Annotated in this window: 24 protein-coding genes; 12 read left to right on the top strand and 12 right to left on the bottom strand. The window is 66.7% G+C overall.

The features are described from left to right. Positions 1–5: 5 nt before the first annotated feature. The 8 genes from C8J30_RS16115 to C8J30_RS16080 all read right to left on the bottom strand — a co-directional run bounded on the left by C8J30_RS16115 (position 6) and on the right by C8J30_RS16080 (position 13,339). Positions 6–1,844 (bottom strand): putative bifunctional diguanylate cyclase/phosphodiesterase, encoded by a 1,839-nt coding sequence (locus tag C8J30_RS16115; RefSeq protein WP_110806865.1) that lies wholly within the window; start codon positions 1,842–1,844, stop codon positions 6–8. A 71-nt stretch (positions 1,845–1,915) separates the two neighbouring features. Further along, the gene (locus C8J30_RS16110) at positions 1,916–3,034 is read right to left on the bottom strand and encodes an ABC transporter permease (RefSeq protein WP_110806864.1); all 1,119 of its coding nucleotides are present in this window, start codon (positions 3,032–3,034) and stop codon (positions 1,916–1,918) included. After that, positions 3,035–5,740 carry a ribosome-associated ATPase/putative transporter RbbA gene (gene rbbA, locus C8J30_RS16105; protein WP_110806863.1) on the bottom strand — a complete coding sequence of 902 codons (2,706 nt, stop codon included), beginning with the start codon at positions 5,738–5,740 and terminating at the stop codon, positions 3,035–3,037. Positions 5,741–5,744: 4 nt separating this feature from the next. Continuing rightward, a complete protein-coding gene (locus tag C8J30_RS16100; protein ID WP_110806862.1) occupies positions 5,745–6,749 on the bottom strand; it encodes an HlyD family secretion protein in 1,005 nt (334 codons plus the stop codon). Positions 6,750–6,853: 104 nt separating this feature from the next. Then, positions 6,854–7,618: an HpcH/HpaI aldolase family protein gene (locus C8J30_RS16095; RefSeq protein ID WP_146227942.1), complete on the bottom strand. Its 765-nt coding sequence runs from the start codon at positions 7,616–7,618 to the stop codon at positions 6,854–6,856. Positions 7,619–7,717: 99 nt separating this feature from the next. Beyond that, positions 7,718–10,840, bottom strand: coding sequence for an efflux RND transporter permease subunit (locus tag C8J30_RS16090; RefSeq protein ID WP_110806861.1), 3,123 nt, complete (start codon positions 10,838–10,840; stop codon positions 7,718–7,720). A gap of 1 nt (position 10,841) precedes the next feature. Next, positions 10,842–11,960 carry an efflux RND transporter periplasmic adaptor subunit gene (locus C8J30_RS16085; protein WP_110806860.1) on the bottom strand — a complete coding sequence of 373 codons (1,119 nt, stop codon included), beginning with the start codon at positions 11,958–11,960 and terminating at the stop codon, positions 10,842–10,844. A 26-nt stretch (positions 11,961–11,986) separates the two neighbouring features. Then, the gene (locus tag C8J30_RS16080; RefSeq protein ID WP_110806859.1) at positions 11,987–13,339 is read right to left on the bottom strand and encodes an efflux transporter outer membrane subunit; all 1,353 of its coding nucleotides are present in this window, start codon (positions 13,337–13,339) and stop codon (positions 11,987–11,989) included. 170 nt (positions 13,340–13,509) lie between these two features. On the opposite strand from C8J30_RS16080, the gene C8J30_RS16075 reads away from it, so the two are divergent. The 7 genes from C8J30_RS16075 (at position 13,510) to C8J30_RS16045 (ending at position 17,437) form a co-directional block, all read left to right on the top strand. After that, on the top strand, positions 13,510–14,145 hold the full coding sequence (locus C8J30_RS16075) for a TetR family transcriptional regulator (RefSeq protein ID WP_110806858.1): 636 nt from the start codon (positions 13,510–13,512) through the stop codon (positions 14,143–14,145). Continuing rightward, positions 14,142–14,588 carry a YaiI/YqxD family protein gene (locus tag C8J30_RS16070; protein ID WP_110806857.1) on the top strand — a complete coding sequence of 149 codons (447 nt, stop codon included), beginning with the start codon at positions 14,142–14,144 and terminating at the stop codon, positions 14,586–14,588. Before C8J30_RS16075 ends, C8J30_RS16070 begins: the two co-directional genes overlap by 4 nt. A 303-nt stretch (positions 14,589–14,891) precedes the next feature. Continuing rightward, positions 14,892–15,359, top strand: coding sequence for a hypothetical protein (locus C8J30_RS16060; RefSeq protein WP_220033796.1), 468 nt, complete (start codon positions 14,892–14,894; stop codon positions 15,357–15,359). A gap of 584 nt (positions 15,360–15,943) precedes the next feature. Further along, entirely contained in the window at positions 15,944–16,264 is a 321-nt protein-coding gene (locus C8J30_RS19480; protein WP_110806875.1) for a NucA/NucB deoxyribonuclease domain-containing protein, read from the top strand. Positions 16,265–16,278: 14 nt separating this feature from the next. Then, positions 16,279–16,749, top strand: coding sequence for a competence protein ComJ (gene comJ / locus C8J30_RS16050; protein WP_110806855.1), 471 nt, complete (start codon positions 16,279–16,281; stop codon positions 16,747–16,749). After that, entirely contained in the window at positions 16,727–16,894 is a 168-nt protein-coding gene (locus C8J30_RS18730; RefSeq protein ID WP_181420918.1) for a hypothetical protein, read from the top strand. Before comJ ends, C8J30_RS18730 begins: the two co-directional genes overlap by 23 nt. 357 nt (positions 16,895–17,251) lie before the next feature. Next, positions 17,252–17,437 carry a hypothetical protein gene (locus C8J30_RS16045; RefSeq protein ID WP_110806854.1) on the top strand — a complete coding sequence of 62 codons (186 nt, stop codon included), beginning with the start codon at positions 17,252–17,254 and terminating at the stop codon, positions 17,435–17,437. Positions 17,438–17,645: 208 nt separating this feature from the next. Here C8J30_RS16045 and nikR read toward each other — a convergent pair whose 3' ends face one another. Both nikR and C8J30_RS16035 read right to left on the bottom strand, forming a co-directional pair. Then, positions 17,646–18,119, bottom strand: coding sequence for a nickel-responsive transcriptional regulator NikR (gene nikR / locus C8J30_RS16040; protein WP_110806853.1), 474 nt, complete (start codon positions 18,117–18,119; stop codon positions 17,646–17,648). 274 nt (positions 18,120–18,393) lie between these two features. Next, positions 18,394–18,738: an energy-coupling factor ABC transporter permease gene (locus C8J30_RS16035; protein ID WP_245909868.1), complete on the bottom strand. Its 345-nt coding sequence runs from the start codon at positions 18,736–18,738 to the stop codon at positions 18,394–18,396. A 283-nt stretch (positions 18,739–19,021) separates the two neighbouring features. Here C8J30_RS16035 and C8J30_RS16030 point away from each other — a divergent pair, with 283 nt between their 5' ends. The 5 genes from C8J30_RS16030 to C8J30_RS16010 all read left to right on the top strand — a co-directional run bounded on the left by C8J30_RS16030 (position 19,022) and on the right by C8J30_RS16010 (position 23,991). Then, positions 19,022–20,182 (top strand): polysaccharide pyruvyl transferase family protein, encoded by a 1,161-nt coding sequence (locus C8J30_RS16030; protein WP_110806852.1) that lies wholly within the window; start codon positions 19,022–19,024, stop codon positions 20,180–20,182. A gap of 214 nt (positions 20,183–20,396) precedes the next feature. Continuing rightward, the gene (locus C8J30_RS16025) at positions 20,397–20,747 is read left to right on the top strand and encodes a hypothetical protein (RefSeq protein WP_110806851.1); all 351 of its coding nucleotides are present in this window, start codon (positions 20,397–20,399) and stop codon (positions 20,745–20,747) included. 40 nt (positions 20,748–20,787) lie between these two features. Then, positions 20,788–22,221 (top strand): D-glycero-beta-D-manno-heptose-7-phosphate kinase, encoded by a 1,434-nt coding sequence (gene rfaE1, locus C8J30_RS16020; protein ID WP_110806850.1) that lies wholly within the window; start codon positions 20,788–20,790, stop codon positions 22,219–22,221. After that, the gene (locus tag C8J30_RS16015) at positions 22,211–22,744 is read left to right on the top strand and encodes a D-glycero-alpha-D-manno-heptose-1,7-bisphosphate 7-phosphatase (RefSeq protein WP_110806849.1); all 534 of its coding nucleotides are present in this window, start codon (positions 22,211–22,213) and stop codon (positions 22,742–22,744) included. Before rfaE1 ends, C8J30_RS16015 begins: the two co-directional genes overlap by 11 nt. Further along, positions 22,741–23,991 (top strand): AGE family epimerase/isomerase, encoded by a 1,251-nt coding sequence (locus C8J30_RS16010; RefSeq protein WP_110806848.1) that lies wholly within the window; start codon positions 22,741–22,743, stop codon positions 23,989–23,991. The genes C8J30_RS16015 and C8J30_RS16010 overlap by 4 nt, the downstream gene beginning before the upstream one ends. Here C8J30_RS16010 and C8J30_RS16005 read toward each other — a convergent pair. Beyond that, positions 23,938–24,726: a SapC family protein gene (locus tag C8J30_RS16005; protein ID WP_110806847.1), complete on the bottom strand. Its 789-nt coding sequence runs from the start codon at positions 24,724–24,726 to the stop codon at positions 23,938–23,940. The genes C8J30_RS16010 and C8J30_RS16005 overlap by 54 nt on opposite strands. After that, on the bottom strand, positions 24,723–25,415 hold the full coding sequence (locus tag C8J30_RS16000) for a SapC family protein (protein WP_110806846.1): 693 nt from the start codon (positions 25,413–25,415) through the stop codon (positions 24,723–24,725). Before C8J30_RS16000 ends, C8J30_RS16005 begins: the two co-directional genes overlap by 4 nt. Between the last annotated feature and the right edge of the window lie 41 nt (positions 25,416–25,456).

The following is a 25,456-nucleotide window of genomic DNA, read 5'->3' as shown; positions in this document are numbered from 1 at the left end:
CCCCCTCAGCCCGCCACGCTGCGGGCCGGTGCCACCGCGATCGCGCTGGTCGACAGCACATGCTCGATCGACTCACCATGTCCGAACAGGAAACCTTGCAGATGCGAACAGCCGAGTTGGCGCAACACATCGCGTTGCGAGACGCGCTCCACGCCCTCAGCCACGATGTCAAGTCCGAGACCGGAGGCGAGATGCGACAGCGCGGTGACGATCGCCGCCGAAGGCCGGTCGCTGTCCATGCCGTCGATGAAACTGCGGTCGATCTTGATCGCGTCGACCGCCAGATCCTTGAGATTGGCGATGCTCGAGGCGCCAGTGCCGAAATCGTCGATCGCGACCCGGAAGCCCTGCGCGCGCAGATCATCGACGATCTTGCGACTTTGCCGGGCATGCGAGCGCAGCGTGCTTTCGGTCACCTCGATCTGGATGTGCGCGGGCGGAATGCCGTTCTGACGTGCCTCGGACACGAGCCGTGTCACGAAATCAAGGCGTTGGAACTGGCGGGGCGAGAAGTTGATCGCGGTGAACTTGTCGGGCCAGCCGCGGGCGTCGCGCAGCACCCGTTCAACGACCCAATCGCCCAGAAGCAGCGTCACCGGGCTTTCCTCGGCGATCGGCATGAAGACGCCGGGCGGAACGGCGCCGTAATCGCGGCTGTTCCAGCGCAAGAGCGCCTCGTATCCCGCGACTTCCAACGTATCCGAGGTGACGATGGGCTGGTAATGGATCGACAGTTCCTCGCTTGCCAAAGCGTAGAACAGACCGGCCTCGATCCGCTGTCGGAACTGCTGGCTGGCGTCGAGTTGCTTGTCGAAGACCCGCACGGTCTGGCCGCCATCCTGCTTTGCGGCGAACAGCGCCAGATCGGCGAAGCGCATCAGGTCGGCGGCGTCGCAATCGGGGTGGCAGGAGCAATCGACCAAACCGCAGGAGGCCCCGATGAAGACCGAATTGCCGAAAACCGAGAAATCCCCCGAGCAGGTTTCGAGCATCCCGTGACAGGTGGCCAAAGCCGCGTCCCGGTCCATCCCCGTCAGCAGCACGCCGAATTCATCCCCGCCGAGCCGGGCGACCATCGTGCCCTCGGGCGCGCGGGCAACGAAGGCGGCGCAGGCCATCTTGATCACCTCGTCCCCGGCATCATGGCCGAAGGTGTCGTTCACATGCTTGAAGTGGTCGAGATCGAGAAAGGCCACGAACAGATCGCCGGCCCCGGCGTCGAGCCGTTCGATCAGCGCGTTCTGAAAGGCCATCCGGTTCGCGGCCCCGGTCAGGAAATCATGATTGGCGATGTGCTGGGCACGGGCTTCGCTCGCCGCAAGCTCGGCGACCTTCGCGCGCAGAAAGCTCAGCTGCCGGGTGTCATTGTCCCACCGTTCGCTGAGCGCCCGGGCCATCTGGCGCACTTCGTCGGGTTCGAAGGGCTTGCAGATATAAAAGATCTTGTCCGCCGGACCGGCGACGGCGGCAATGTCGGTCACCGAATGATCCGACCAGGCCGAGACGATGACGATATGCAGGTCGGGGTCGATCGCGCGCAACCGACGCGCGGTTTCCTTGCCGTCGATGCCGGGCGGCATCCGGACATCGACAAAGGCGACCTTGAAGGGGGTTCCCGCCTGCAAGGCGCGGGCGGCAAGCTCGACCCCTTCCAGCCCCTGCGCGGCGAAGCTGACCTCGAATCCCGTTGCGGCTTCGGTCCGTGGCTGCACGGGTGCAGCGCCGAACAGCTCCTCTGCCAAAGCATCGGCGCGCGACACCGGGCGGGTGGTCTCGGGACCGGAGAAGAGCAGGCGATAGGCATCGCGAACGCTGGATTCGTCATCGATGACGAGAATGGTCATGCGGCCCTCCCGAAGGGTTTGGGCCGAAACTAGCCGCAAGTCGTTAAGGATCGGTTTTTCCGATTAAGCCCCTAACCGGCGAGAACCTTGCGAAACCGGGCCAGAACGATCGTCACGGCCACCGTCGCCATGCCCGCCATCATCGCCATTTCCGGCCAAACGAGCTCCAGCCCCGCGCCGCGATAGAGCACCGCCTGCGCGAAGATCACGAAATGCGTCGCGGGCGAGACCGTGCGCATCAGCACCTGTAGCCAGTCGGGCATCGATTCGAGCGGCGTCATCCCCCCCGAGAGCAGGATCATCAGCACGATCACCGGAATGACCAGAAGTCCGAATTGCCCCATCGTCCGGGTGAAGGAGGCGAGAAGCAGCCCAAGGCTCGCCACCGCCACGACATAGATCGCGGCCCCCCCGGCATAAAGCGCCAGCGAGCCCGCCACCGGCACGCCCATCGCCCCTTCGACCACCACGACCAGACTGAAGAGCGAGGCCGCAAGGATCACCGCCCCCGAGGCGAGGATCTTGGCCGCGACGATCTCGTGCGGGCGGACCGGCATCACCAGCACATGTTCGATCGTGCCATGCTCGCGTTCGCGGATCATCGAGGCCCCGGAGAGGATCAGCATCAGGATGGTGACATTGTTCATCAGCTGCATCACCGCGCTGAACCAGCTCGAGGTCAGGTTCGGATTGAAGGCGTTACGAAAGACCACCGTGACCGGATCGGAACTGACGGCCCGCGGCGCGAGCGCGGCGGAAAGCTCCTGCGCCAGCGTCTGGCGCAGGAAACTGGCGCCATTGCCCGCCTGCGCCACCGCCGTCGCATCGACAAGGATCTGCAAGGTCGTCTGATGCCCGGCGTGCAGGTCGCGCTCGAAATCGGGCGGGATCGTCAGGACAAGAATGGCCTTGCCCGCCCGTTGCGCCGCCGCGGCCTCGGGGGCGGTCATCGGCACCGGCTCGGCGAAAAGCGGCGGGCGGATCGCATCGGTCAGCCGGGCGGAAAGCTGGCTGCGATCCTCGTCCACCACGGCGGTGGCCAGATGATCGACCTCGGTGCTGGCGGCATCCGAGACCAGCCAGACCGCCAGCGTGAAGACATAGGCGATCAGCACCAGCATCACCCGGTCGCCGCGGATCGCCCGCAGCTCCTTGCCGGTCAGCCACAGGATGTTGCGAAGACTGCGCATTCACCGCTCCTGCTTCGGAAGGGAAAGGATCGCCAGAGCCAGATAGCCAAGGGCGAAGACGCCAAGCACGGCGGCGGCCGAAAGTGCCTCGGGCCAGCCGAAGCCCTTCAGGAAGGCTCCGACCGAGACCGGCTGGAACCACGCGCCGGGGAAGGCCAGACCGAAGATCCGCCCGCCCTCGCCCAGCGAGGAGACCGGAACGACCAAGCCGGAAAAGTTCACTGTGGGGATGATCGCGACGACGGCGGTGGCAAAGACCGCCGCCACCTGCGTGCGGGTGAAGGCCGAGATCAGCTGGCCAAAGCCGGTCGTGGCCGTGACATAGACCAGCGCGGCAAAGGCCAGCGCGGCAAGGCTGCCCGACAGCGGCACGGCAAAGACCGTCACCCCAAGCGCGATCAGCACCCAGAAACTGACCCAGGCCAGCGCCAGATAGGGCAGTTGCTTGCCCAGCAGAAACTCGATCCGGCTGACCGGGGTGGCGTGGAAGTTCGCGATCGTGCCGGTTTCCTTTTCCCGCACGACACTGACCGCCGCCATCACCGCCGGCACCAGCATCAGGATCAGCATCAGAACCGAGGGCACCATCGCATTCGCACTCTCAAACGCCTGATTGAACAGGTAGCGGGTCTCGAAGCCCACCTTGCTGGTGGTGCCGATCCCCTCCTCAGCTGCGATCTTTTCGGTGAAATCCTGCAGCACGCCAAGGGCATAGCCCTGCGCGGTCTGGGCGCGAAACGGCATCGCCCCGTCAAAGGTCAGACCGATTTCCGGCACGTCCCCACGGTGCAGATCGCGCCCGAAGCCCTCGGGGATATCGAGCGCCAGCGTCACGCCCCCCAGCCCCATCCGGGTCTGCAACTCGGTCGGGCTGGCAAAGGGGGCGGTTTCGCCAAATTGCGGGATCGCGCTGAACCCCTCGGTCAGGCGGCGGCTTTCGGCGCTTTGATCCTGATCCATCACGGCAAAGGAGAGCCGATCGACGTCAAAGGAAATCCCGAACCCCATCGCCAGCATCAGGATCACCGGACCCAGAAGCGCGAAGAACAGCCGAATCGGATCGCGGGCCAATTCCAGCGTCTCGCGCCAGGAATAGGCATAGGCCCGGGTGAGCGCCGCCGAAAGCCTGCCCCGCGGGGGGCCGGGTGCGGGCACGGGCACATCGGCGCCGCTCTCGACACTCTCGGCCTCGGCCTCCAGCGCGGCGATGAAGGCAGCCTCCAGACTGTCGGCGCCGCGCCGGGTGACGATTTCCGCGGGCGTGCCCACCTCCAGCACCCGGCCCGCATGCATGAGCGAGATCCGGTCGCACCGCGCCGCCTCGTTCATGAAATGGGTCGAGATGAAGATCGTCACGCCCTTCTCGCGCGAGAGCCGCATCAGCACCGCCCAGAACCCGTCGCGCGCCACCGGATCGACGCCCGAAGTCGGCTCGTCCAAAATCAGGATCGGCGGTTCGTGGATCATCGCGACCGCCAATTGCAGCCGCTGCCGGATGCCCAAAGGCAGGCTTTCGGGCATCGCCTCGGCCACCTCGGCCAGATCGAATTCGGCCATCACCTCGGCCAAACGGGCCAGCCGCCGCTCCGGCGCGACCCCGTAGAGCCGCGCATGCAGGATCAGGTTTTGCCGCACCGTCAGCTCGCCATAAAGCGAAAACGCCTGCGACATGTAGCCGATGCCAAGCCGCGCCGTCATGTCGGAGCGGCCGAGTTCGCGCCCGAAGAGCCGCGTCACCCCCTCGGTCGGGTCCAAGAGCCCGGTCAGCATCTTCATCGTCGTCGTCTTGCCGCAACCGTTCGAGCCCAGAAAGCCGAAGATCTCGCCCTCGGGGATCGAAAAGCCGACATGATCGACCGCGGTAAAGGCGCCGAAGCGTTTCACCAGCCCCTCGGCCTCGATGGCGATGCGGCCGCCGGTGTCGCGCCGGGGCAGGACCGGCACGGCGGCGTGACCGGCGCGGACGGCCGCGGGCAAAAGCGCGACGAAGGCCTCTTCAAGGCTCGCCGCCCCGGTGCGGGCGCGCAGATCGGCCGGGCTGCCGGTGGCGATGACCCGGCCCGCCTCCATCGCGGCGATCCAGTCGAAGCGGTCGGCCTCCTCCATATAGGCGGTGGCGGTCAGCACGCTCATGCCCGGCCGGGTGGCGCGGACGCGGGCGATCAATTCCCAGAACTGCCGCCGCGACAAGGGATCGACGCCGGTCGTGGGCTCATCGAGGATCAGAAGATCCGGGTCATGGATCAGCGCCGCGCACAGGCCGAGCTTCTGTTTCATCCCCCCCGACAGCTTGCCCGCCGGACGGTCGGGAAAGGGCGCAAGGTCGGTGGCGTCCAGCAGCATGGCGATGCGGGCATCACGCTCGGCCGCGCTTTGGCCAAAGAGTCGTCCGAAGAACTGCAGGTTCTCGACCACGCTCAGCGTCGGGTAAAGGTTCCGCCCCAACCCCTGCGGCATGTAGGCGATGCGCGGGGCCACGGCAGCGCGGTGATGGCGCTCGGCCATCGGCCCGCCCAGAACCTCGACCGCGCCCGCCTGCCCGCGCCGGACCCCGGCCACAAGGGCGAGCAAGCTTGATTTGCCGACCCCATCCGGCCCGATCAGCCCGGCCATCACGCCTGCGGGGATCTCAAGGCTCACCGCGTCAAGCGCCGTCACCGCGCCGTAGCGATGCGAAACACCACTGAGGCGGGCCACCGGTTGCATCGGTCTACTCGGGCAGCTTCACCGCCAGATCGGCGGGCCAAGGTGTTTCGGGCGTCGCCCGCACGAAGCCGATGCCGCGCACGCCGACCTTGACCCGATCGGCAAAACGCACCAGCAGATCGCGCGGGATCGCCAGCTTGACGCGGAACACCAGATCGGCGCGCTCGGTGCTGGTTTCGACCGATTTCGGGGTGAACTGCGCCTGCGGGGCGACGAAACTGATGCGCGCGGGCACGACATATTGCGGCACCGGATCGAGCACCAGCCGCGCCGCGTCATTCAGCGCCAAAGTGCCCACGACCGAAGCGGGCAGATACAGCACCATGTAAACGTCGGTCAGATCGAGCAGCGTCACGACGGGGGTGCCCGCCGCGATCACCTCGCCCGGTTCGTGCAGCCGATAAAGCACCCGACCCCGGATCGGCGCCCGGATCACCAGATCCTCAAGCGCGTTTTGCGCCTGTACCCGGTTTGCCTCGGCCGCGGCGATCAGCGCTGCCCCGTTCTGCACCTGCGCCTTCGCCGAGGCGAGCGCGGCCTCCGCCGCCGTCGCCGCATTCACCGCATCATCAAGCTGCGCCTGCGCCGCATGGCCTTCGCCATGCAGCACCGTCACCCGGTCTCGGCTGGTCCTGGCCACATCAAGCGCGCTTTGCGCCTGCATCACCGCCGCTTCCGCCTCGGCCTTCGCCGCTTGCGCCTGCAGGACCGAGGCCTCGGCCGCCAGCAATTGCGCCTGCGCGTCGCGATCATCGAGCCGGGCCAGCACCGCGCCCGCCTCCACCATCTGCCCCTCGGAGGCCGTGACCTCGGTCAGGCGTCCGGCATATTTCCCGGCCACATCGATGCTTTGTGCCTCAAGCCGCCCGTTCGAGGCCGTCACGCCGGTCTGATCCCCCGCCCCCTCGATCCGCGCCAGAAGCCCGGCAAAGGGCGATTCCGCCGCAACAGGCGCGGCCAGCGCGACAAGCACGGCGAGCGACAGCAAAGGGACAGACGGCAGGGACATCGCGGACCTCCGGATCGAGTCTGAACCGAATGGTTCACCTTTGCCGGACGAAGGTCAAGCGCTACCCGCGGGGCGCCCATCGCAACCGCGTGATCCGACGGCGGTCAGAGCGCCTTGATCCCCTGCCGCAGCGTCTCGGCCGCGCGCGCCAGAAGCCCCGCATCGATGCCGATGCCCAGAAAATCGACGCCGATCTCCAGCGCCATCTTCTGCATCACCGGATCGGTGGTCAGGATGCCCGCAGGCTTGCCCGCCGCCTGAATGCGCTTGAGGGTCTCAAGCACCTTCGCCCGCGCATCGGGATGGGCCTGATTGTCGCCAAAGCCAAGCGAGGCCGACAGGTCCGCAGGCCCGACGAACAGCGCATCGATCCCCGGCACGGCGGCAATGTCCTCCAAAGCGTCCAGCGCCGCGACGGTCTCGATCTGCGCGATGACGCAAAGCTCGTCCGCACAGCGCGCCATGTAATTCTCGATCCGGCCAAAGCGGGTCGCCCGGGTCAGGCCCGACACGCCGCGCACGCCCTCGGGCGGGTAGCGGGTGGCGGCCACGGCCGCCTGCGCCTCGGCCACGCTGTTCACCATCGGAATGAGCAGCGTCTGCGCCCCGGCATCCAGCATCCGCTTGATCAGCGCGGTGTCATTGACCGCCGGGCGAACCCAGGCCGAGACCTCGGGGTAGCCGCCAAGGCATTGAAGCTGCGGCAGGATCGTCAGCGGATCCCCGGGGCTGTGTTCGGTATCAAGGCAGAGCCAGTCATAGCCCGCGCCCGCGACAACCTCGAGCGCGAAGCTGGTCGAAAGCGTCGTCCAAAGCCCGATCTGGCAGCGCCCGGTGCCCAATGCCCGTTTGAAGCGGTTCTCGATCATGCTGGCCCCCTTGACGTGAAAAGGGCGACGGCGAAGCCTGCGCCCAAGCCGGGCTTAGCACGTCGCCGTCGCCGATGTCGACCGCCGCGGGCGGAGGGGTCAGGCCGCCCCCGCCTTGCGCCGGGAAAAGGCCGCATTCGTCAGCCGGAAGAAGAGCGGCACGAAGAAGATCGCCAGCCCCGTCCCCGAAAGCGTGCCGAAGAGCGTCGTGTAGCCGATCGCCTCGCGCGCCCCCGCGCCTGCGCCCGTCGACAGAAGCAGCGGCACGACGCCCAAGGTGAAGGCGAGCGAGGTCATCAGGATCGGGCGGAACCGGAGCCGCGCGGCCTCGACCGCCGCCGTCAGGGCATCTTCGCCAAGCGTCCGCATCCGCTCGCGGGCGAATTCGACGATCATGATGCCGTTCTTGCCGGTCAGACCGACGACAGTCAGCAGTCCGACCTGAAAATAGACCCCGTTCGCCTGCCCACCGAGCCACGAGCCGACGAGCGCGCCGATGATGCCCACGGGCATCGCCAGAATGACCGCGATCGGGATCACCCAGCTTTCATACAGCGCCGCAAGGCACAGGAAGACTGCGGCCAGCGAGAGCGCATAAAGCGCCATGGCGCCGTTGCCCGCTTCCTTTTCCTCCAGCGACAGGCCCGACCATTGCAGGGCAAAGCCGGGCGGCAGTTGCGCGGCAAGGCTTTCCATTTCCGTCATCGCCGCGCCCGAGGACAGACCCGGCACCGGCGAGCCCTGAATCTCCATCGCGGGCAGCGCGTCATAGCGCACGATCTGCTGCGGGCCGTAGACCCATTTCTCGGTCGCGAAGGTGGACAGCGAAACGAAATCGCCATTCGCATTCGGAACCCGCCAGAGCGCGAAATCGGCGGGCGTCGAGCGCGCCCAGGGCTCGCCCTGCACATAAACGCGCTTGACGCGGCCTTCGTGCAGGAAGTCGTTGACGTAAGCCGAGGACCAGATCGTGGACAGGAAATCACCGACATCCGCCGCCGTCAGGCCAACGGCCCCGGCCTTGGCCCAGTCGATATTCAGCCGGAACTGTGCCGCATCTTCGACCCCGTTCGGGCGCACGGCCATCAGTTTGCCGCTTTGCCCCGCCATGCCCAGAAGCTGGTTGCGGGCGGCCAGCAGTTCCTCATGCGTCTGGCCCGAGCGCGCCTGCAGGAAGGCGGTGAAACCGTTCGAGTTGCCCAGCTCCAGCACCGGCGGCGGCACGATCGGGATCACGATCGCTTCCTTGATGCCGCCCATCAGCGGCCCGAAGGCCCGGCCCGCAATCGCCTGCGCGCCGTTCTGCGGCCCCTGCCGCTCCTCCCAATCCTTCAGCTTGATGAACATCATCGCCATGTTCTGGCCTTGGCCCGCAAAGGAGAAGCCGACGACCGAAAACAGCGCGTCGATATTGTCGGCTTCCGCCTTGCGCCAATAGCCCTCGACCTGCTCGACGACCTTCTTCGTTTCCGCCGCGGTGGTGCCCGAGGGGGTCTGAATGAGCGTCATCAGCACGCCCTGATCCTCGTCGGGCAGGAAGGCGGTCGGCGTGCGGACGTAAAGCACCCCCATCGCGGCGACGAGGCAGGCATAGACGACCAGCCCCTTGACCGGATTGGCCACCACCCAGCGCGTGATGCCGCCATAGCCATTCGTCAGCCGCCCGAAACGGCTTTCAAACCGCGCCCCGAACCAGTTCGCAAAGCCGCCCTTGGCCTCGGCATGGGGTTTCAGGATCGTCGCGCAGAGCGCGGGCGTGAAGACCAGCGCCACCAGAACCGAGAGCACCATGGCCGAAACGATGGTGACCGAGAACTGCTTGTAGATTTCCCCGGTCGAGCCGCCAAAGAAGGCCATCGGCACGAAAACGGCGGACAGCACCAGCGCGATGCCGACCAGCGCCCCCGAGATTTCCCCCATCGACTTGCGGGTGGCCTCGCGCGGGGACAGGTGTTCCTCGGCCATGATCCGCTCGACGTTTTCGACCACCACGATGGCGTCATCGACCAGAAGCCCGATGGCCAGAACCATGGCGAGCATGGTGAGCGTGTTGATCGAGAAGCCAAAGGCCGCCATCACCCCGAAAGTGCCCAGAAGCACCACCGGCACGGCGAGCGTCGGGATCAGCGTCGCGCGCAGATTGTGCAGGAAGACGAGCATCACCAGCACCACCAGCACGATCGCCTCGAAGAGGGTCTTGATCACTTCCTCGATCGACAGCGTGACAAAGGGCGTCGTGTCATAGGGAATGACGTAATCCATCCCCTTCGGCAAATAGGGGGCGAGTTCCGCCAACCGGTCCTTGACCAGCTTTGCGGTATCGAGCGCATTCGCCCCCGAGGCCAGCTGGATCGCCATCCCCGCGGACGGCGTGCCGTTGTAGAAGGCATCGATGTCGTAGCTTTCGGCGCCCAGTTCGACTCGCGCCACATCGCGCAACAGCACCAGACCGCCATCGGTATCGGCGCGCAGCACGATGCGCTCGAAATCCTCGGGCGTCGTCAGCAGCGATTGCGCGGTGATCGTGGCGTTCAGAAGCTGCCCCTCGGGCGCAGGCAGTGCGCCGAACGACCCGGCCGAGATCTGCGCATTCTGCCCCTTCACCGCGGCGATCACTGCGGCCGGGGACATGTCATAGGCCTTCAGCTTGCGCGGATCGAGCCAGATCCGCATCGCATGTTCCGAGCCGAAGACGGTCACAGCCCCCACCCCCTTGAGGCGCGAGAAACTCTCGACCATCGAGGCGTTCATGTAGTCCGAAAGCTCGACCGAAGACCGCGACTTGTCGGGCGAAATCAGCGCCGCGACCATCAGGAAGCCAGTCGTCGATTTCTCGACCGTGACGCCTTGCCGGGTGACGGTTTCGGGCAGGCTCGCCTCGGCCTGCGCGAGCTTGTTCTGCACTTGCACCTGCGCGATGTCGGGATCGGTGCCAAGCGCGAAGGTCAGGGTGATCGTCGCCCGCCCGGTCGCGGTGGTGTCGGATTTGATGTAGCGCAGCCCGTCAAGGCCGGTCATCTGCTTTTCGATCACCTGCACCACGGTATCGGTGACGGTCTCGGCCGAAGCGCCGGGATAGGCCGCGGAAATCACCACGGCGGGCGAGGCGATCGAGGGATATTGCGACACCGGCAGGCGCAGGATCGAGAGCGCCCCCACCCCCATGATCACCAGCGCGATGACCCAGGCGAAGATCGGCCGGTCAATGAAGAAACGCGCCATGTTACTGCGCCTCCGCCGGAACGACGGCGCCCGGAACGACGGCCACCGGCGCCCCCGGCCCGGTCTTCTGGAAGCCCGAGGTGATCACCTGATCACCCTCCTTAAGCCCCGAGGTCACGATCCAGTCCGTCCCCGAAGAGGTGGCGACCGTCACCGGCTTTTGCGCCACCTTGCCCGCTTCGACGACCCAGACATAGGCTCCGCCCGAAGGCTCGCGCATCACCACATTCTGCGGCAGCGCGAAGGCGCCCTTGGCCAAAGCCTGCGGCAGGTCGACCTCGACATACATGCCGGGCAGAAGGATGTGATCGGGGTTCGGGAAGCTCATGCGCAGTGTCACCATGCCGGTCGTCGGCTCGACGCGCGGCTCAGCCGCCTGCAACCGGCCCTTCATCGGATAGGCGGAACCATCGGCGAGGATCAGCCCCGCCTCGCCCACGGCCCGCATCGCCCGCCCCTCGGGGGTCGAGGTCAGGCGCAGGATGTCGGTCGCCGATTGCGTCACGTCGACATAGACCGGATCAAGGGCGCGGATCGTCGTCAGCGCCGTGGTCTGCTGCGCCGCGACCAGCGCGCCGGTCGTGGCCTGCGTCAGCCCGATCACCCCGGCGATGGGCGCGCGGATCGTGGTGCGATCGAGCTCGATCGTCGCGCTTTTCAGCTGCGCTTCGGCCGCCTGCACCGCCGCATCGGCCGCCGCCCGCGTCGCCACCGCGGAATCGCGGTTCTGCGCCGATCCGGCATTCGAAGCGAAGAGGTTCAGCGCCCGCTTCTCTTCCAGCACCGCCAGATCCCGGTTGGCCTTCGCCTGCGCCACGGCCGCCTTTGACGCGGCGACAGCCGCCTGATAGGTCTCGTCTTCGATCTTGTAGAGCGGCTGGTCCTGCGTCACCGGCGCGCCTTCCTCGAACAGCCGACCGCGCAGGATGCCCGAGACCTGCGGGCGCACCTCGGCTTCGATCGAGGCCTTGATCCGGCCGGGCAGACGCGCCGTCAGCGGCACGTCCTTGGCATGGGCGACAACAACGGTGACAGGCGACGGCCCCTGCGGGCCTTGCTGCGCGACGGCGGGCAGCGGAAGAAGCAGAGCGATCAGCCCGAGAGTTTTCGACAAAGACATGGGAAACCTGTCTGAAAGGGGGAGGGTCAGCGAATCCCGCCTGCGGCGGCAACGCTGAGGGTGATGAAATCGACGGCGCGCTGACGTTCGGCCGCGGCCTGACTTTGTTGTGCGGACAGATAGCTGCGCTCGGCATCGAGGACGGTCATGAAGTCGCCCTCGCCCAAGCTGTAATTGGTACGCGACAGCTCCAGAGTTCCGGCGCTGGTCTCGACCAGATGCGCTTGCGCGGCGATGTTGCGGCCATCGCGGTTATAGGCGGCCAGCGCGCTTTCGACATCGTCGATGGCGGTCAGCACGGCCTGCTCCCAGGCGAGCTTCGCCGCAACCGCCCGCGCCTCGGCACCGCGCAGGTTCGCGCGATTGGCGCCGCCGGTGAAGATCGGCAGGTTGATCGAGGGACCGACTGCCCAATAGCGGATGTTGCTCGCATCGCGCACATGCGTCGGGGTGACCGACCCCGAGAGCGTGACGGAGGGATAGAAGGCCGCTTTCGCGACGCCGATGTCATAGACCGCGGCAGCATAGCTGCGCTCGGCCTTGCGCACGTCGGGGCGGGCGCGCAGCACATCGGCGGGCACGCCGACACTGGCCTTGTAACGCGGCCGCAGCTGGCCTGCGCCCCTTGCGACCTGCGCCCGCAGCGCCGAGACCGGCTGCGCGGTCAGCGTGGCAAGCGTCACCAGCGCCTGATCATAGCCGGTCTCATAGCCCGGCAATTGCGCCTCGCCCTCGGCCACCAGCTGCTCGGCCTGCAACAGTTCGAGCCGCCCGGCGGTGCCGCTGTCGACCTGGGCGCGCGTGAGGTCCAGGCTCTTGCGGCGGCTTTCGAGGGACTTGCGGGTGAGCGCGATCGACGCCTGCTGATAGCGCAGATCGGCATAGGCTTGCGCGATCGCGCCCTCCATCACCAGCCGCGCCACATCGACCGAGGCATAGGCCGCATCGAGCCGCGCCGAAGCCGCCGCACGGCTGGCGCGGTTCGCCCCGAACAGATCGGCCGTCCAGCCCACGGCGAGCGCGCCGGAACTGGTCTCGCGAATGCCCGCGCCGGTGGTGTCGCCCCGCGTCGCGCTGGCCGTGCCCGTCAGCTGCGGCAGATCGGCCGCGCCCGTTGCCGAGACGCTCGCCCGGGCTTCCTCGATCGCGGCAACCGCCTGCAGCACGTCCAGATTGCGCGCCTGCCCCGCCGCAATCAGCTGATCGAGCGTCTTGTCACGGAAGGCCGACCACCACGGCCCCTGCTGCGCACGACCGGGTGCGGCGGCATCGAACCCCGTCGGAACCTTGGCCGCGGGAGCCTCGTAACTGACCTGCGCGCAGCCGGCGAGCGCCGCCGTCGCCCCCAGAAGAAAACCCCGCCGCCCGATCCGCATCATGCTCTTGTCCTTCGCGCTTTCGATCCGACAGGCCGGACCGTTGGAAGCGGATTTACATACATGCGCGTTTGTTTGTAAAGAGGGCGGACACGAAGCTTGACCAAAATCGCGCAAGGCGAAACAAGGCAGGCAGGAGCGGCGGGTCAGGCCCGCCGGGGAGGCGAGCCGACATGCGGCGCAGCAAGGCTGACGCGGAACAGACGCGACTGAACATTCTGGACGCGGCGGAACGTCTGTTCTGCACGCGCGGCATCGCACAGACGACGCTGGAACAGATCGCCCGCGAAGCCGGCGCGACGCGCGGCGCTTTCTACTGGTATTTCAAGGACAAGTCGGATGTGCTGAGCGCGATCTATCAGCGCTACAAGTCGCCGCAACTGTGCCGGATCGAGACCGCCGTCGCCGGGGAATTGCCCGAAGATCCGCTGGAAGTGCTCGAAGTGACGGGCTCGGAATTCCTGCAGATGCTCGAAACCGAGCCGGTGCAGCAGCGGCTGCATCTGATCCTGATTTCGGGCACGCCGAATGACGATGCCGCGAAATGGCGCGAATCGAAGAACGCGGAAATCTACCGGCTGCTGCTTCGGATGATGGAACGCGCCCGCGACGAGGGGATCCTGAGCGATGATCTGACCCCGGAAGAGGCGACGATCGCGCAGATGGTGATGATCAACGGCCTGATCGGCGAATGGTACCGCTCGGGGCAGGCGTTTTCGCTGCATGAGACCGGCACCAAGCTGTTACGCCACCTGAGCAGCTCGCTGCGCAAGAAACCCGCCGAGGGCGCGGAAGGAACCAGGACATGACGATTTATGTCGATGCCGACGCCTGCCCGGTCAAGGCCGAGGTCGAGCGGGTGGGCACACGGCACCGCCACCCGATGGTGATCGTCTCGAATGGCGGCATTCGGCCCTCGGTCAATCCGCTGATCGAGACGGTGATCGTCGCGGCCGGGCCGGACGAGGCCGACAAATGGATCGCCGAACGCGCCGGCCCGAGCGATGTGGTGATCACCGCCGACATCCCGCTTGCCGCGAAATGCGTCGCGGCGGGGGCGCAGGTGCTCAAACACAACGGCGAGCCGCTGACGGCCGACAATATCGGCAACGTGCTCGCCACCCGCGATCTGATGGCCGATCTGCGCGCGGCCGACCCGTTCCTGCAAGGCCGCGGCGGCGGATTCACCAAGGCCGACCGCAGCCGGTTTCTGGACGCGCTCGAACGCGCGCTGCGCCGCATCAAGGGCTGAACGCCCAACCGGGGCGCACATTCCACTTGCCCGACTCCGGCTTTGGGGTGCCTTTTCTCCATCGATATCGTGAGTGATGGCCATGGCGCATTTTTCCCAAGGTGCCCGCATGGGTCAGTTGACGACGGGTCCTGGAGAGGACGTGCCGGTCCTGCAGCGATTTTCCGGTACCGAGCGGCTCAACGCCCTTTTCGATTGGCGGGTGGATTGTCTGGCAATCCAGCCCGACCTCGATTTCGACGCGCTGCTGGGCACCCATGCGACGGTGGCGATCGACAGCGTCTCGGGGCGGCGCTTGGGGCCGTGCTGTCCTCGGGGATGCCGGTCAGCGAGATGATGAAGACGGTGATCGAGACGTTTCAGGCCGACACGATCGGGCTCGCGCGGTCCGAACAGATCGGGCTCTTCAAGAACATCATGGTCGGCGCGGGGCAGAACACGCTGGTCGGCAAGAAGCAGTTCACGAAGATCGGCGAGGAATACACGCCCCATGCCGGCAAGGGCTCGGCCCATTCCTCGGGCAAGCTCTTCCAGATCTCGGTCGAGGAAAAGTTCGAGGGCACGGCCAAGGGCTGGGAGATCAAGACGGATGACACGCTCTTGCTGTCGGCGCCCGACGGCTATGTCGAGATTTCGAAATCCGGCGTGCGGATCCGCGGCCTGACGGTGGTGGTCGAGGGCGATGCGATCGACTTCAGGTCGGGCGGCCCGGGCGAGGGGTCGAAATGCCTGCGCGCGATGGCCGCCTCGGCCACGCCCTTCGTGCGATAGGCGGGGATCATGGGCGATCCGCTGCAGGATATCGTGTTGCAGGAGGCAAACGGCGCAACCCCGGTTCTGGCCGTGCAGGATGGCGCGCAATTCGACGATCTGCCCAGGGCGCTGCTGCTGGGCGGCTTCGACGCGCCCGCGCTTTATCTCGATCGCGGCGACAATGACCCGGCCCGCCTGATCACCGCACCGCAACTCGTCTGGCTGGACGAGAGACCGGTCAGAGGCAACGGCCGCCCCCCCGAAGCGACCTTGCCCGCGCTGCTGGCACTGATTGAAAACCGTCCGGCCGCGGTGTTCTGGCGCTGTGCCGCGGGCGGGGATGCCTTGTTCCGGCATCTGCGCGGGCTGAACATGGTGATGATCCCGAAGACGGCGGCGCGGCTTTTCGGTCCGGCCGAGGCGATCGTGTTCTGCCCCGACCCCGACTGGCTGCCCGAGGGCACCAAGGCGCCGCTGCGCTATGCGCGCCGCCCCGACTGGCCTTTGGCGCAGCCCGGGATGGCGCGTCTCAGCCCGGAGACGCTGGCCCGGATGCAGGCGCTGCGCGAGGCCCGCACGAGCCGCCGCGTCGCGGCCTATCTGTGCAGGGTTGCGCCCGACCAGACCGCGGCGCGGGACGATACCCGGCTGGCCGCGGCGACGGCGCATCACATCACCGAAGCGCGGGGGCTTGGCGTGCGTTCCGAAGCCGCGCTGGGACGCCGGTGCTTCTTGCAACTGCTCTGCGGCGGCAGCCTCGGGGCAAGCCCGGGAGGGACCGCGACGAATACCCGCCCGCCGTCTTCACCCAGGGCGGTCCGGGCGCTTCGCTGCGGCTGATCCCCTCTTCCGACAACCGCAGCGCCGGGGGCAGATGTCCGCGCAATTGCGCGGTGCCCGACCGGGTTGCACCATCACTTTGACTGTGGGGCCATGAATGATCCTCGACGATGTTCCGATGACTGTCGATTACACGCAGATCCTTGTTTACGGGATCAGCCATCCCAGCCCGAGCCTGCTCTGGACCGACGAGCATGTCGCGCAGGGCTTCGCCTGGTCCGAGGGGCTGGTCTCCTTCGGCGTCCCCGATCACGACGGGCAATGCCGCTTGCAGGTCGTCGAGGAAGACAGCCCTGGCCCCGATCCGGCCGCGCTCTGGGCGGTGCAGGTGCCCTTTGCGGTGAACGAGCCCCTCGCCATCGGCTCGGTCTTCGAAACCCGCGAGGTGCAGGTGCCGCTTGGCCCGCATGCGCTCGTGTTCGAGGGGATGGCAGGCACGGAGGACGATGCCTATTTCCTGCGCCTGCGCTTCGTGCCGATGCAGCGGCCCGGTTTTGCGGTGTTGAAAACGGGGCCTGGGGTCACCTCGCCCGTGGTCTTGCGCGATGACGCCGAGATCGCCCAGTAGACCCGCGGCCGGGGCGGTTCTCGGCGCCGCCGCGGTGGGTGCGATCGACCACGATGGCCGCCGGATCCTTGCCAGCCAGACGGAAAACGCCGAGGCCGACAAGACGCGGGACAAGGCGAAGGACAGCGGCCGACGCCAACCCTAAAGATCGGCGGCCGCGATGGACGCGACACAGAAATTCGCTTCCCGTAACCTGACCGGAGCGCGGCATGGACCCTTTCAACGCCTTCATCCCCGATTGCGATGCGCTCGACCCCGCGGCGCTTCAGCGGGCGGATCTGGCCTTCGCGCCCCTGCCCGAACTTCCGGGCGACGAGGCGCTTCTGGCGCTTGCCGCCGCCCTCGGGCCGACCGAGGCGACCTTGTGGAGTTACGGCCACAAGCAGGAACCGCAGGTCTTTGCGGGGCTCGATGCAGCGCAACTGGCCGATCTCGCCTTTGACGAGGGGCACAACAACCTTCTGATCGGGTTTCAGCCGCCGAATGCTGGCTCTGGCAGCCGATGGCGCATGACTTCTGCGTGCTGGCGGCCCCCTTGCCGGTCCTCAGGCCTCTGCTGGCGGGGGGTCTTTTCCCCTGTCGCTTCGCGGATTATTGCGCCGAGCCGAGTTTCTCGCCGCGCAAGCAGGCGGCCGTGGCCGCGATCGGGCAGAAATACAACGGTCTCGCGCTGTCGGCGCGGGGCTGAGGGACCGCGCCGAGGGCGCAACAGCAGACAGGAGGGGACCATGCCGAAGCCGCATTTCGGCGCGCCGGTGGTTGATCCCGGCCAGACGCTGGTGCGCTTCAACGGTCTGCCTGTCGCGGTGTTCGCTGGCAGTTGCTTTTGCACCGGCAAACCCGACCGCGGCGACAAGCCGACGATGGGCGTGCCGACCTTTACCGCCGAACAGGGCTCAGGGCTTCCAGCGATCCTGCACCCGCAGATGCTCGTGCGTATGAGCCCGCGCACCGTGCAGGTGAAACTCGATCTCGGTCTTGACCGGGATCAGCGCGGTCTGCCCATGCAGCACCCCGCGTTGCAGAAACAGCGAATTGGCATAGGCCTGAACCGAACCGACCGTGCCGCGCATCACCGCCACCTCGACCGCGGCGTGATGATCGAGCGGCACCGACAGCGCGGCGATCGTGGTGTCGTGGTGGCGCTGGCGGCTTTCGGGCACGGCCCGGCCCAAATCGCGCTGCGAGGGGTCAAGCGCATAGGTGATCACGCCGACGCATTCGGAGGCATCGGGCGCATCCTCGGCCAGAAGCCCGCGGCGGACCAGATCGCGCAGCGCCTCGGACCGGTTCGAAGCGCCCGAGCGCGCCATGAACCCGTCGAGCGCGGCCAGAAGATCGTCTTCGATGGTGATGGTGATGCGCTGCATGGGGTCCCTCCGCACCCGACCCTTGCATGGGCGTGCCGCGTGCACAAGCGGGCCGTCCGTCCACCGCCCGGCCTCGAGCACGACGACATGATCGGCGAGCCGCGCCGCAATATCGAGATCGTGGGCGGACAGGATCAGCCTGCGCCCCGGATGTGCCGACGGCCGAGGCATTGAGGCCAAGTTAGCCCGCGAGCCCCGCAACGATCACCTGCCGCCACCCACCCGGAGCCGCGCATGCCAAGCCGTCAGACCGCCGAGGCGACAAGCGGCCCGATCACCGCCATGTTGAAGCAAGTCGCGCCAAAGGCGGTGATGCCCCATCGCCGAAGAACACCGCCGGAATGAGCCGCGCCACCGAAATCGCCAGCACCGCGGCCGAACGGCCCGAGAGGATCGCGGTAATGCCAAGCCCGACCGCATGCGCCGTCGTCCCCCCGGGGATCGGCAGGTTGAACATCATGATCACGAAGCTGAAGGCCGCGACGAGCGCGACCAGCGGGATCGTCCGCGCCTCCTCGAACCGCTCGATCTTGCGCATCGCCCCGACCCAGAACGGCAGCGTCGCGGCAAGGGTCACCGCACAGGTGGTCGGGCTGAGATAGCCGTCCGGAATATGCATCGCGAGGATCCTGTCGATGCTTGGCCCGGACGGCACCCTGTCGCGCCATCCCTCCGCGGGAGTCGGTATGATTTTTTACATCCTTTCGTCATAATCCCCGCCTATCAAGGACGTGAGGCGGGCCGCCGCGTTTTCCGGCAAGCACCGGGCGCAACAGCAGGTTTCCTGACCAGAGCTCACGCGATGGCGCGAGAAATCAGCGCGTTGCCAAAAGAGAGAATGAAAAAGGCTTTGGCGCCCCACGATCTTTCAACTAGGAATTGCAATAGAGATGGGGGTAACAATGACCAATTCGCCTCCCGCAGGCCTGCGGTTCGACGCCAAGTGGTATGCGGAAACATATCCGGATGTTGCCCGGGCCGTCCGCTCGGGCGGTGTCCGTTCGCTTGTTTCTCACTATCTAGACCACGGATCACGCGAGGGACGCCTGCCTTTTCCGCCGGAACCGCAGAACGACCGCGTCTTCGTCTATGGCTCTTTTGGCTCGAACAATGTCGGCGACGAGGCCATTCTGGAAGGCGTCCGCACCCTGTTTCCCGCCTGTCACCAATTCTACCTGAACAAGAAACGCAACGGCAACGGCAGCTTCCCGCACAGGGCCTTGGAAAACCCGGACTTCTTCCGCCCGAATGACCTGCTGATCCTTGGCGGTGGCGGGCTGCTTTATGATCGCCCGACCGTGCAACTGATGCTCGACCTTGCCCGCGCGGCGCGGGCGCGCGGGGCCGAGGTCGATATCCAGAGGCTTGGCTGCGAAGCGGCAAGCCCGGACTATCACGACGTGATCCGCGATCTTTTCGCGCTGGCCCGCTTTGCAACAGTCCGCAGCACGATCTCGCAGCGGATCATCCACGACATCACCGGACGCCTTTGCCCGGTCGAGATGGATTTCGCCTTCAACCTGCAGCGGCAAGTGCCGTCGATCCCGCGCTTGGTACAAGAAGATCTGACGATCGGCATCGTCACCGCCTCGATGGGCGAAGCGGACCGGGCGAGCGTTACCGCATTCCTGCGCCACGAAACCCGCCATCGAACGCCGGACGGGCTGCGCTTCGTGCACATTCCGCACTCGCGCTCCTATTTCAACGCGATGAACAACGACTGCATCCTTGGCGAGCAGCTCTGGTGCGGCGCGCATATGCAGAGCGCTTGGGCCGAAGATGCCTTTGCGCTGTGGCCATTCCAGCAAGATCCTTCGGGCGCTTTGGCACAATACCGCAAGCTCGACGGGGTGATCAGCTTTCGCTACCACAGCATGATCTTTGCGCGGCTGTGCAATCTGCCGACGCTCGCGGTCGGTGCCGAGTTGCCGAAAATCGCAAGTTTCGTCGATGACAACCCGTCGCCGCTGCTGCACGCCACCGCGGCAGACAACCTGCAAACCGCCTTTGCGCCGTTCCTGCAACTTGTGCGCGCGGAACGATCAAAAATCAAACCGCGATAGAGCGCGGCCACCGCCGCTTTCCTCTCGGGTCACGCGCATTTTGCGGGCACACGCTTAAATTGTTTGTATGTAATTTATTGTAATCTATGGTTGCATTAAATGCGCCCCGAAGCTTAGTCTCAATCGACGTGAATTTCGCACTCCCCTTTGTCCACAGAATGGTCTGAAAGCTGTGCTCGGATTTCCATCATTCAGAAGAATCAACGAAAAGCTGGTGTTCTCCCGCGAAGACGGAGAGCCCTGGATCAAGATGCGATACGAGGATTTCGAGGCGATCCTGCGCGACATGGTTGCGACGATCGCCATCGACGAAGACTGGTATCGCGCGACCTACCCTGACGTCGATCAGGCGATCCGCGACGGGGTCATCACCCGTGCCCAGGAACATTACATTGCCAGCGGCTATTTCGAGGGGCGTCTGCCCTGCGCCGTGACGGTGGATGAAGCCTGGTATTTCGAAACTTACCCGGATGTTGCCGCTGCCCATGCCGCCGGAGAGGTGTCCTCGGCGACGCAGCATTTCCTGCTCTACGGCTATGCCGAAGGACGCAAACCGCACGGGTAACCCAAGCGACGCAGCATCGCCACAGAGGGAGGAGCACTGGATGATACCTTCGCTGAACCATGACGTGGTGATCGTCGGCGATGTCATGCTGGATCGGTTCGTCTATGGCTCCTGCGGGCGGATCTCGCCCGAAGCGCCGGTGCCCGTCGTGCGCAAGACCCGCGAAGTGTCTATGCCGGGCGGGGCGGGCAACGTCGCGCGCAACGTGGCGGCGCTCGGCGGGGCGGCGCGCCTGATCGGGCTCGTTGGCACGGATCGGGTCGGCGTCGAACTGGTCGATGCGATCGGACCCGCCGCGCAGCTGGTGCGCAGCCCGGACTGGCAAACCATCGTCAAGCTGCGGATCATCGCACAGAACCAGCAGATCGTGCGGATCGACGAGGAGACGCCCCGTCCCGCTTCGGCCACGGAAACCGATGCGCTGATTGCGCGCCTGCGCGGTCAGGTCGAAACCGCCCGGGTGCTGGTGCTGTCGGATTACGGCAAGGGCGTGCTGACGCCGGACATCTGCAGTCATGCGCTGGCGCTCGCGCGGCGGGAGGGGGCGATTTCGATCGTCGATCCGAAGGGACGCGATTTCGACCGCTATGCCGGGGCGGATTTCATCACCCCCAATGCCTCCGAACTGGCCGAGGCGACGGGCCTTCCGACGCGCACCGATGCCGAGGTCGAAACCGCCTGCCGGATGATGCTCGCCCGGGTGGAGATCGGCGCGGTGATCGCCACACGCAGCGAAAAGGGCATGATGATGGTCAGCCGCGCCGGTCAGGTCGTCAGCGCACCCGCCACCGCGCGCGAGGTCTTCGATGTTTCGGGGGCGGGCGACACGGTGATCGCGACGCTGGCGCTGGCGCTGGCCGCGGGAACGCCGGTGACCGAGGCGATGCGGCTCGCCAATCTGGCGGCCGGGGTCGTGGTGGCAAAGCTTGGCACCGCCACCTGCAGCCATGCCGAACTGAAGGCGGCGGACCGGGCGGCGCTTGTGGGCACCGGCGGCGTCTTGATGAGCCCCGAGATCGCGCTGCAAGCCGTGCAGGGCTGGCAGGCCGAGGGGCTGCGGGTCGGCTTCGCGAACGGCTGTTTCGACGTGCTGCACGCCGGACATGTGCAGATGCTGCGCGCCGCGCGGCGTCATTGCGATCGGCTGATCGTGGCCCTGAACGACGATGCCGGGGTACGGCGGCTGAAGGGGCCGAGCCGCCCGATCAACCCGCTCGAAGACCGGGCCGAGGTGATCGCGGGGCTTGATGCGGTCGATGCCGTGACTGCCTTCGCCGAGGATACGCCGCTCGAGCTGATCCTGAAGCTGCAGCCCGACCGGCTGTTCAAGGGCTCGGATTACACGATCGACACCGTGGTCGGCGCGCGCGAGATCGAAAGCTGGGGCGGGCAGACGGTGCTTCTGGACCTGCTGCCCGGGCGCTCGACGACGGGGATCGTCGCCAAGGCCACGGCGGGCGCGCATGGGCTCTAGCACCGCGCTGCGCCCTGCCCTGTTTCTCGACCGCGACGGCGTGTTGAACGTCGATCATGGCTATGTCGGCCGCTTCGCCGACTTCGACTGGATCCCCGGCGCGCCCGAGGCGATCGCGCGGGCCAATCGCGCGGGCTATCTCGTCTTCGTCGTCACCAATCAATCCGGCATCGCGCGCGGGATGTTCGACACCGCCGCTTTTGAGACCCTGATGGCCGAGGTGCGTGCCGATCTTGCCCGGCGCAGCGGCGGCCGGATCGACGACATCCGGCATTGCCCGTGGCATCCCGAGGCCGCGCTGCCCGAATGGCGCCGCGACAGCGACTGGCGCAAGCCCGGCCCGGGGATGCTGCGCGATCTGATGGCCCAGTGGCCGGTGGACGCGCCCCGCAGCCTGATGATCGGCGACAAGGCGATCGACCTGCAGGCGGCCGCCGCTGCCGGGGTTGCGGGGCATCTTTTCCCGGGCGGCGATCTCGACGCTTTCGTGGCGCCGCTGCTGAAGATGCAGGCCGTGCCATGAGACTGCGCGCACTGGCGACCGAGATCGAGATGCTGACGCGCTGGCTGCTGGACCGGGCCTTGCCGCTTTGGTCCGAGACCGGCTGCGACCCTCTTCGCGGCGGCTTTCACGAAAAGCTGGCGCCGGACGGAACCCCGGTCGAAGAGCCCCGCCGTGCCCGGGTCGCGGCGCGGCAGGTCTATGTGTTCTCGGTGGCGGCGCGGCTTGGCTGGCCCGGGGACAAGGCGCGTCCGATGCTCGATCATGCGCTCGGGTTTCTGTTTCGCCATCACTTGCCCGAAGACGGGATCGTGGTCGCGAGCGTCACCCCCGAAGGCCGGGTGCTGCGCGCCGATTTCGATCTTTACGATCATGCCTTCGTGCTCTTTGCCCTCGCCGAGGCGGGCCGTGTCGTCTCCGATCCCGGCCCGCTGGCGGCGCGGGCAAGGGCGCTGCGCGAGACCATGCGGCAGGGCTGGGCGCATCCGCTTGGCGGTTTCGAGGAAAGCCAGCCGCCCAGCCTGCCGCTGCGCTCCAATCCGCACATGCATCTGCTCGAGGCAGCCCTCGCCTGGGAGGAGGTCAGTTCCGATCCGGGCTGGTCGAGGATGGCGGATGCCCTTGTCAGGCTCAGTCTGGCGCAGTTCTTCGATCCGCAGACCGGGGCGCTGCACGAGTATTTCGACGCCGACTGGGCTGCGTTGCAATCCCCGCCCGAGGATGTCGTCGAACCGGGGCATCAGTTCGAATGGTCCTGGCTTCTGGCCCGCTGGGCGCGGCGGCGTGGCGATGTGGCGACGCTGGAAAAGGCCCACCAGCTCGCGGCGCTTGGCGAGCGGTATGGGGTCGATCCGGCGCAGGATCTGGCGGTGAACGAACTCAACGCGGATCTGTCGGTCCGCGACGGGCGGTTCCGGCTCTGGCCGCAAACCGAACGGCTCAAGGTCCATGCGCAGGCGATGGCGATGGCCCCCGACCCGTCAGGGCGGGCAGCCGCCGCGGCACTGGCCGCCCGGTCCGCGCGCGGCCTGCGCCGCCATCTCGATCACCCGCTGGCAGGGGCCTGGTGGGAGCATCTGGGCCGCGATGGAACGGCTTTTGACCGCAGCGAACCGGCGCGGACCTCGAGCCTTTATCACATCGTCTGCGCCATCGCGGAGGCCCGCGATCAGCTGGCGGCACTGCAACCCGGGGCCGCGGTCGCGGACAAGCCCTCAGCCTCCAGAAATGTGATCGCCTTCCGGCGCAACCGGACCGCGCAGGGCTGAGAAGTCGAGCGCTTCCTCGTGGATCAGGAACGGGCGCGCGTTCAGCGGATCAAGGCGCTGGCGCAGGTCCGTCGTCGGTTCGGGCAAGGCCGACTGCCCGGGCAGCGGCCGCAGATGCAGACTGGAAAACTCGATCACCGCAAGCAGACGCAGCGCCAAAAAATCCTGCGCCGTTCCGCCCAGCGCCGCGGCGCGGGCATGGCTTTCGGCCGCCTCGGCCTGCGGCAGCGGCCGCCAGTGCCCGGCAAACTGCGGCACCCGCACCAGCAGCCCCGCGGCAATCAGCACCCCGGCGGCGGCCGAGAGGCTGAGCATCGCCGCCCCCTGCCCGCGCAAAAGGCCGCGCAGCTGGTCTCGTTGCGCCTCGGTCCGCTCCGGTTCGGGCAGATCGGCCGCATCGCGCAGCCGTCCCTGCGCGCCATCCGGCCCGGTGACAAAGGGCAGCAACCGACAGGCCGTGGGCATGTAGCTGCGCAGATAGCTGCCATCCTCGGCAAAGACCGGACGGCGCAGCTCTTCGCTGCGCAGCATCGCGGCCACCATCGGGCCCGCAGGCTGGTCGATCACCGTCACCGCCAGATGGCGCGCCAGTTGATACAACTCAGCCGTGACCACCGGACAGACCCGCAGATGGCGCAGCCGATCTTCACAGCCGCGATCGGGCCAGCGCGCGAGCAAGCTCTCGGTCAGCGGCTCGGCCCCATCGATCAGCGGCAAATCATCATACCAGATCATGCCGTCCCCTCCGGCAGGGCCGAAATCAGCCGTGCCATCATGTAAAGTGACATCCGTTGCGCGGCCAGAAACCGCGCCACCGTCAGCCAATGCGTCGCGGGGATCGACCGGAAAATCGGCACATCCTCCGGAAAGGCAAGGGCGCTGAACATGTCGGGCAGCTCCAGCCGCTCCTGCAGCGTGCCGGGCAGCCGCACCGGCTCGACCAGACCATGGTGGAACAGCTCGGCGGTCAGGCGCGCCCGCAGCCCGATCTCTTCGCCCCAGAGGTCAAGCGCCCGCAGCTTGAGATCGGTTCCGGGCGGAAAGCCGCCGCGATCGTCGAAGATATAGGCCCCGGCATCGCGTTCACGCATCGGCGCCGTGCGGTCGAGCCCGATTTCGCCGCCGCTTGTCAGATCGCGATACCGAAAGGGATAGGCCTGCAGCAGAAGTGGCAGCGAGGTTCGGCTCTGGCTGTGCAGGCCCGGGACTTCGGCGCCCGGCTGCAGCCCGCGCAACACCACCAGATCGAACTCGCCCGAGGCATCGCGGACCCAGAGCACAGGCCAGCGCTCGGCCAGCGCCGGGGCCTCGGAAAGGCAGATCGGCACGGCACGCTCTGTACTGGTGACGCGATAGGAAAACGGATCGAAAATCCGCTGCGCCGAAGTTCGAGCCGCCTCCAGACTTTCAAAACCATTGTACATATCGAGTCCCCCAATCAACTTGTGTCTACATTCAAGTTATG

This window comes from Rhodobacter viridis (assembly GCF_003217355.1).
Classification (GTDB): domain Bacteria; phylum Pseudomonadota; class Alphaproteobacteria; order Rhodobacterales; family Rhodobacteraceae; genus Rhodobacter; species Rhodobacter viridis.
The sequence above is the reverse complement of the archived record's forward strand: the minus strand, read 5'-3'. Positions and strand labels throughout refer to the sequence as shown.

Excerpts from the sequence above, each read along its gene's own strand:
- C8J30_RS16115 (WP_110806865.1), bottom strand. The coding sequence starts at position 1,844 with ATGACCATTCTCGTCATCGATGACGAATCCAGCGTTCGCGATGCCTAT.
- C8J30_RS16110 (WP_110806864.1), bottom strand. The coding sequence starts at position 3,034 with ATGCGCAGTCTTCGCAACATCCTGTGGCTGACCGGCAAGGAGCTGCGG.
- rbbA (WP_110806863.1), bottom strand. The coding sequence starts at position 5,740 with ATGCAACCGGTGGCCCGCCTCAGTGGTGTTTCGCATCGCTACGGCGCG.
- C8J30_RS16100 (WP_110806862.1), bottom strand. The coding sequence starts at position 6,749 with ATGTCCCTGCCGTCTGTCCCTTTGCTGTCGCTCGCCGTGCTTGTCGCG.
- C8J30_RS16095 (WP_146227942.1), bottom strand. The coding sequence starts at position 7,618 with ATGATCGAGAACCGCTTCAAACGGGCATTGGGCACCGGGCGCTGCCAG.
- C8J30_RS16090 (WP_110806861.1), bottom strand. The coding sequence starts at position 10,840 with ATGGCGCGTTTCTTCATTGACCGGCCGATCTTCGCCTGGGTCATCGCG.
- C8J30_RS16085 (WP_110806860.1), bottom strand. The coding sequence starts at position 11,960 with ATGTCTTTGTCGAAAACTCTCGGGCTGATCGCTCTGCTTCTTCCGCTG.
- C8J30_RS16080 (WP_110806859.1), bottom strand. The coding sequence starts at position 13,339 with ATGATGCGGATCGGGCGGCGGGGTTTTCTTCTGGGGGCGACGGCGGCG.
- C8J30_RS16075 (WP_110806858.1), top strand. The coding sequence starts at position 13,510 with ATGCGGCGCAGCAAGGCTGACGCGGAACAGACGCGACTGAACATTCTG.
- C8J30_RS16070 (WP_110806857.1), top strand. The coding sequence starts at position 14,142 with ATGACGATTTATGTCGATGCCGACGCCTGCCCGGTCAAGGCCGAGGTC.
- comJ (WP_110806855.1), top strand. The coding sequence starts at position 16,279 with ATGATCCTCGACGATGTTCCGATGACTGTCGATTACACGCAGATCCTT.
- C8J30_RS18730 (WP_181420918.1), top strand. The coding sequence starts at position 16,727 with ATGACGCCGAGATCGCCCAGTAGACCCGCGGCCGGGGCGGTTCTCGGC.
- C8J30_RS16045 (WP_110806854.1), top strand. The coding sequence starts at position 17,252 with ATGGCGCATGACTTCTGCGTGCTGGCGGCCCCCTTGCCGGTCCTCAGG.
- nikR (WP_110806853.1), bottom strand. The coding sequence starts at position 18,119 with ATGCAGCGCATCACCATCACCATCGAAGACGATCTTCTGGCCGCGCTC.
- C8J30_RS16035 (WP_245909868.1), bottom strand. The coding sequence starts at position 18,738 with ATGCATATTCCGGACGGCTATCTCAGCCCGACCACCTGTGCGGTGACC.
- C8J30_RS16030 (WP_110806852.1), top strand. The coding sequence starts at position 19,022 with ATGACCAATTCGCCTCCCGCAGGCCTGCGGTTCGACGCCAAGTGGTAT.
- rfaE1 (WP_110806850.1), top strand. The coding sequence starts at position 20,788 with ATGATACCTTCGCTGAACCATGACGTGGTGATCGTCGGCGATGTCATG.
- C8J30_RS16015 (WP_110806849.1), top strand. The coding sequence starts at position 22,211 with ATGGGCTCTAGCACCGCGCTGCGCCCTGCCCTGTTTCTCGACCGCGAC.
- C8J30_RS16010 (WP_110806848.1), top strand. The coding sequence starts at position 22,741 with ATGAGACTGCGCGCACTGGCGACCGAGATCGAGATGCTGACGCGCTGG.
- C8J30_RS16005 (WP_110806847.1), bottom strand. The coding sequence starts at position 24,726 with ATGATCTGGTATGATGATTTGCCGCTGATCGATGGGGCCGAGCCGCTG.
- C8J30_RS16000 (WP_110806846.1), bottom strand. The coding sequence starts at position 25,415 with ATGTACAATGGTTTTGAAAGTCTGGAGGCGGCTCGAACTTCGGCGCAG.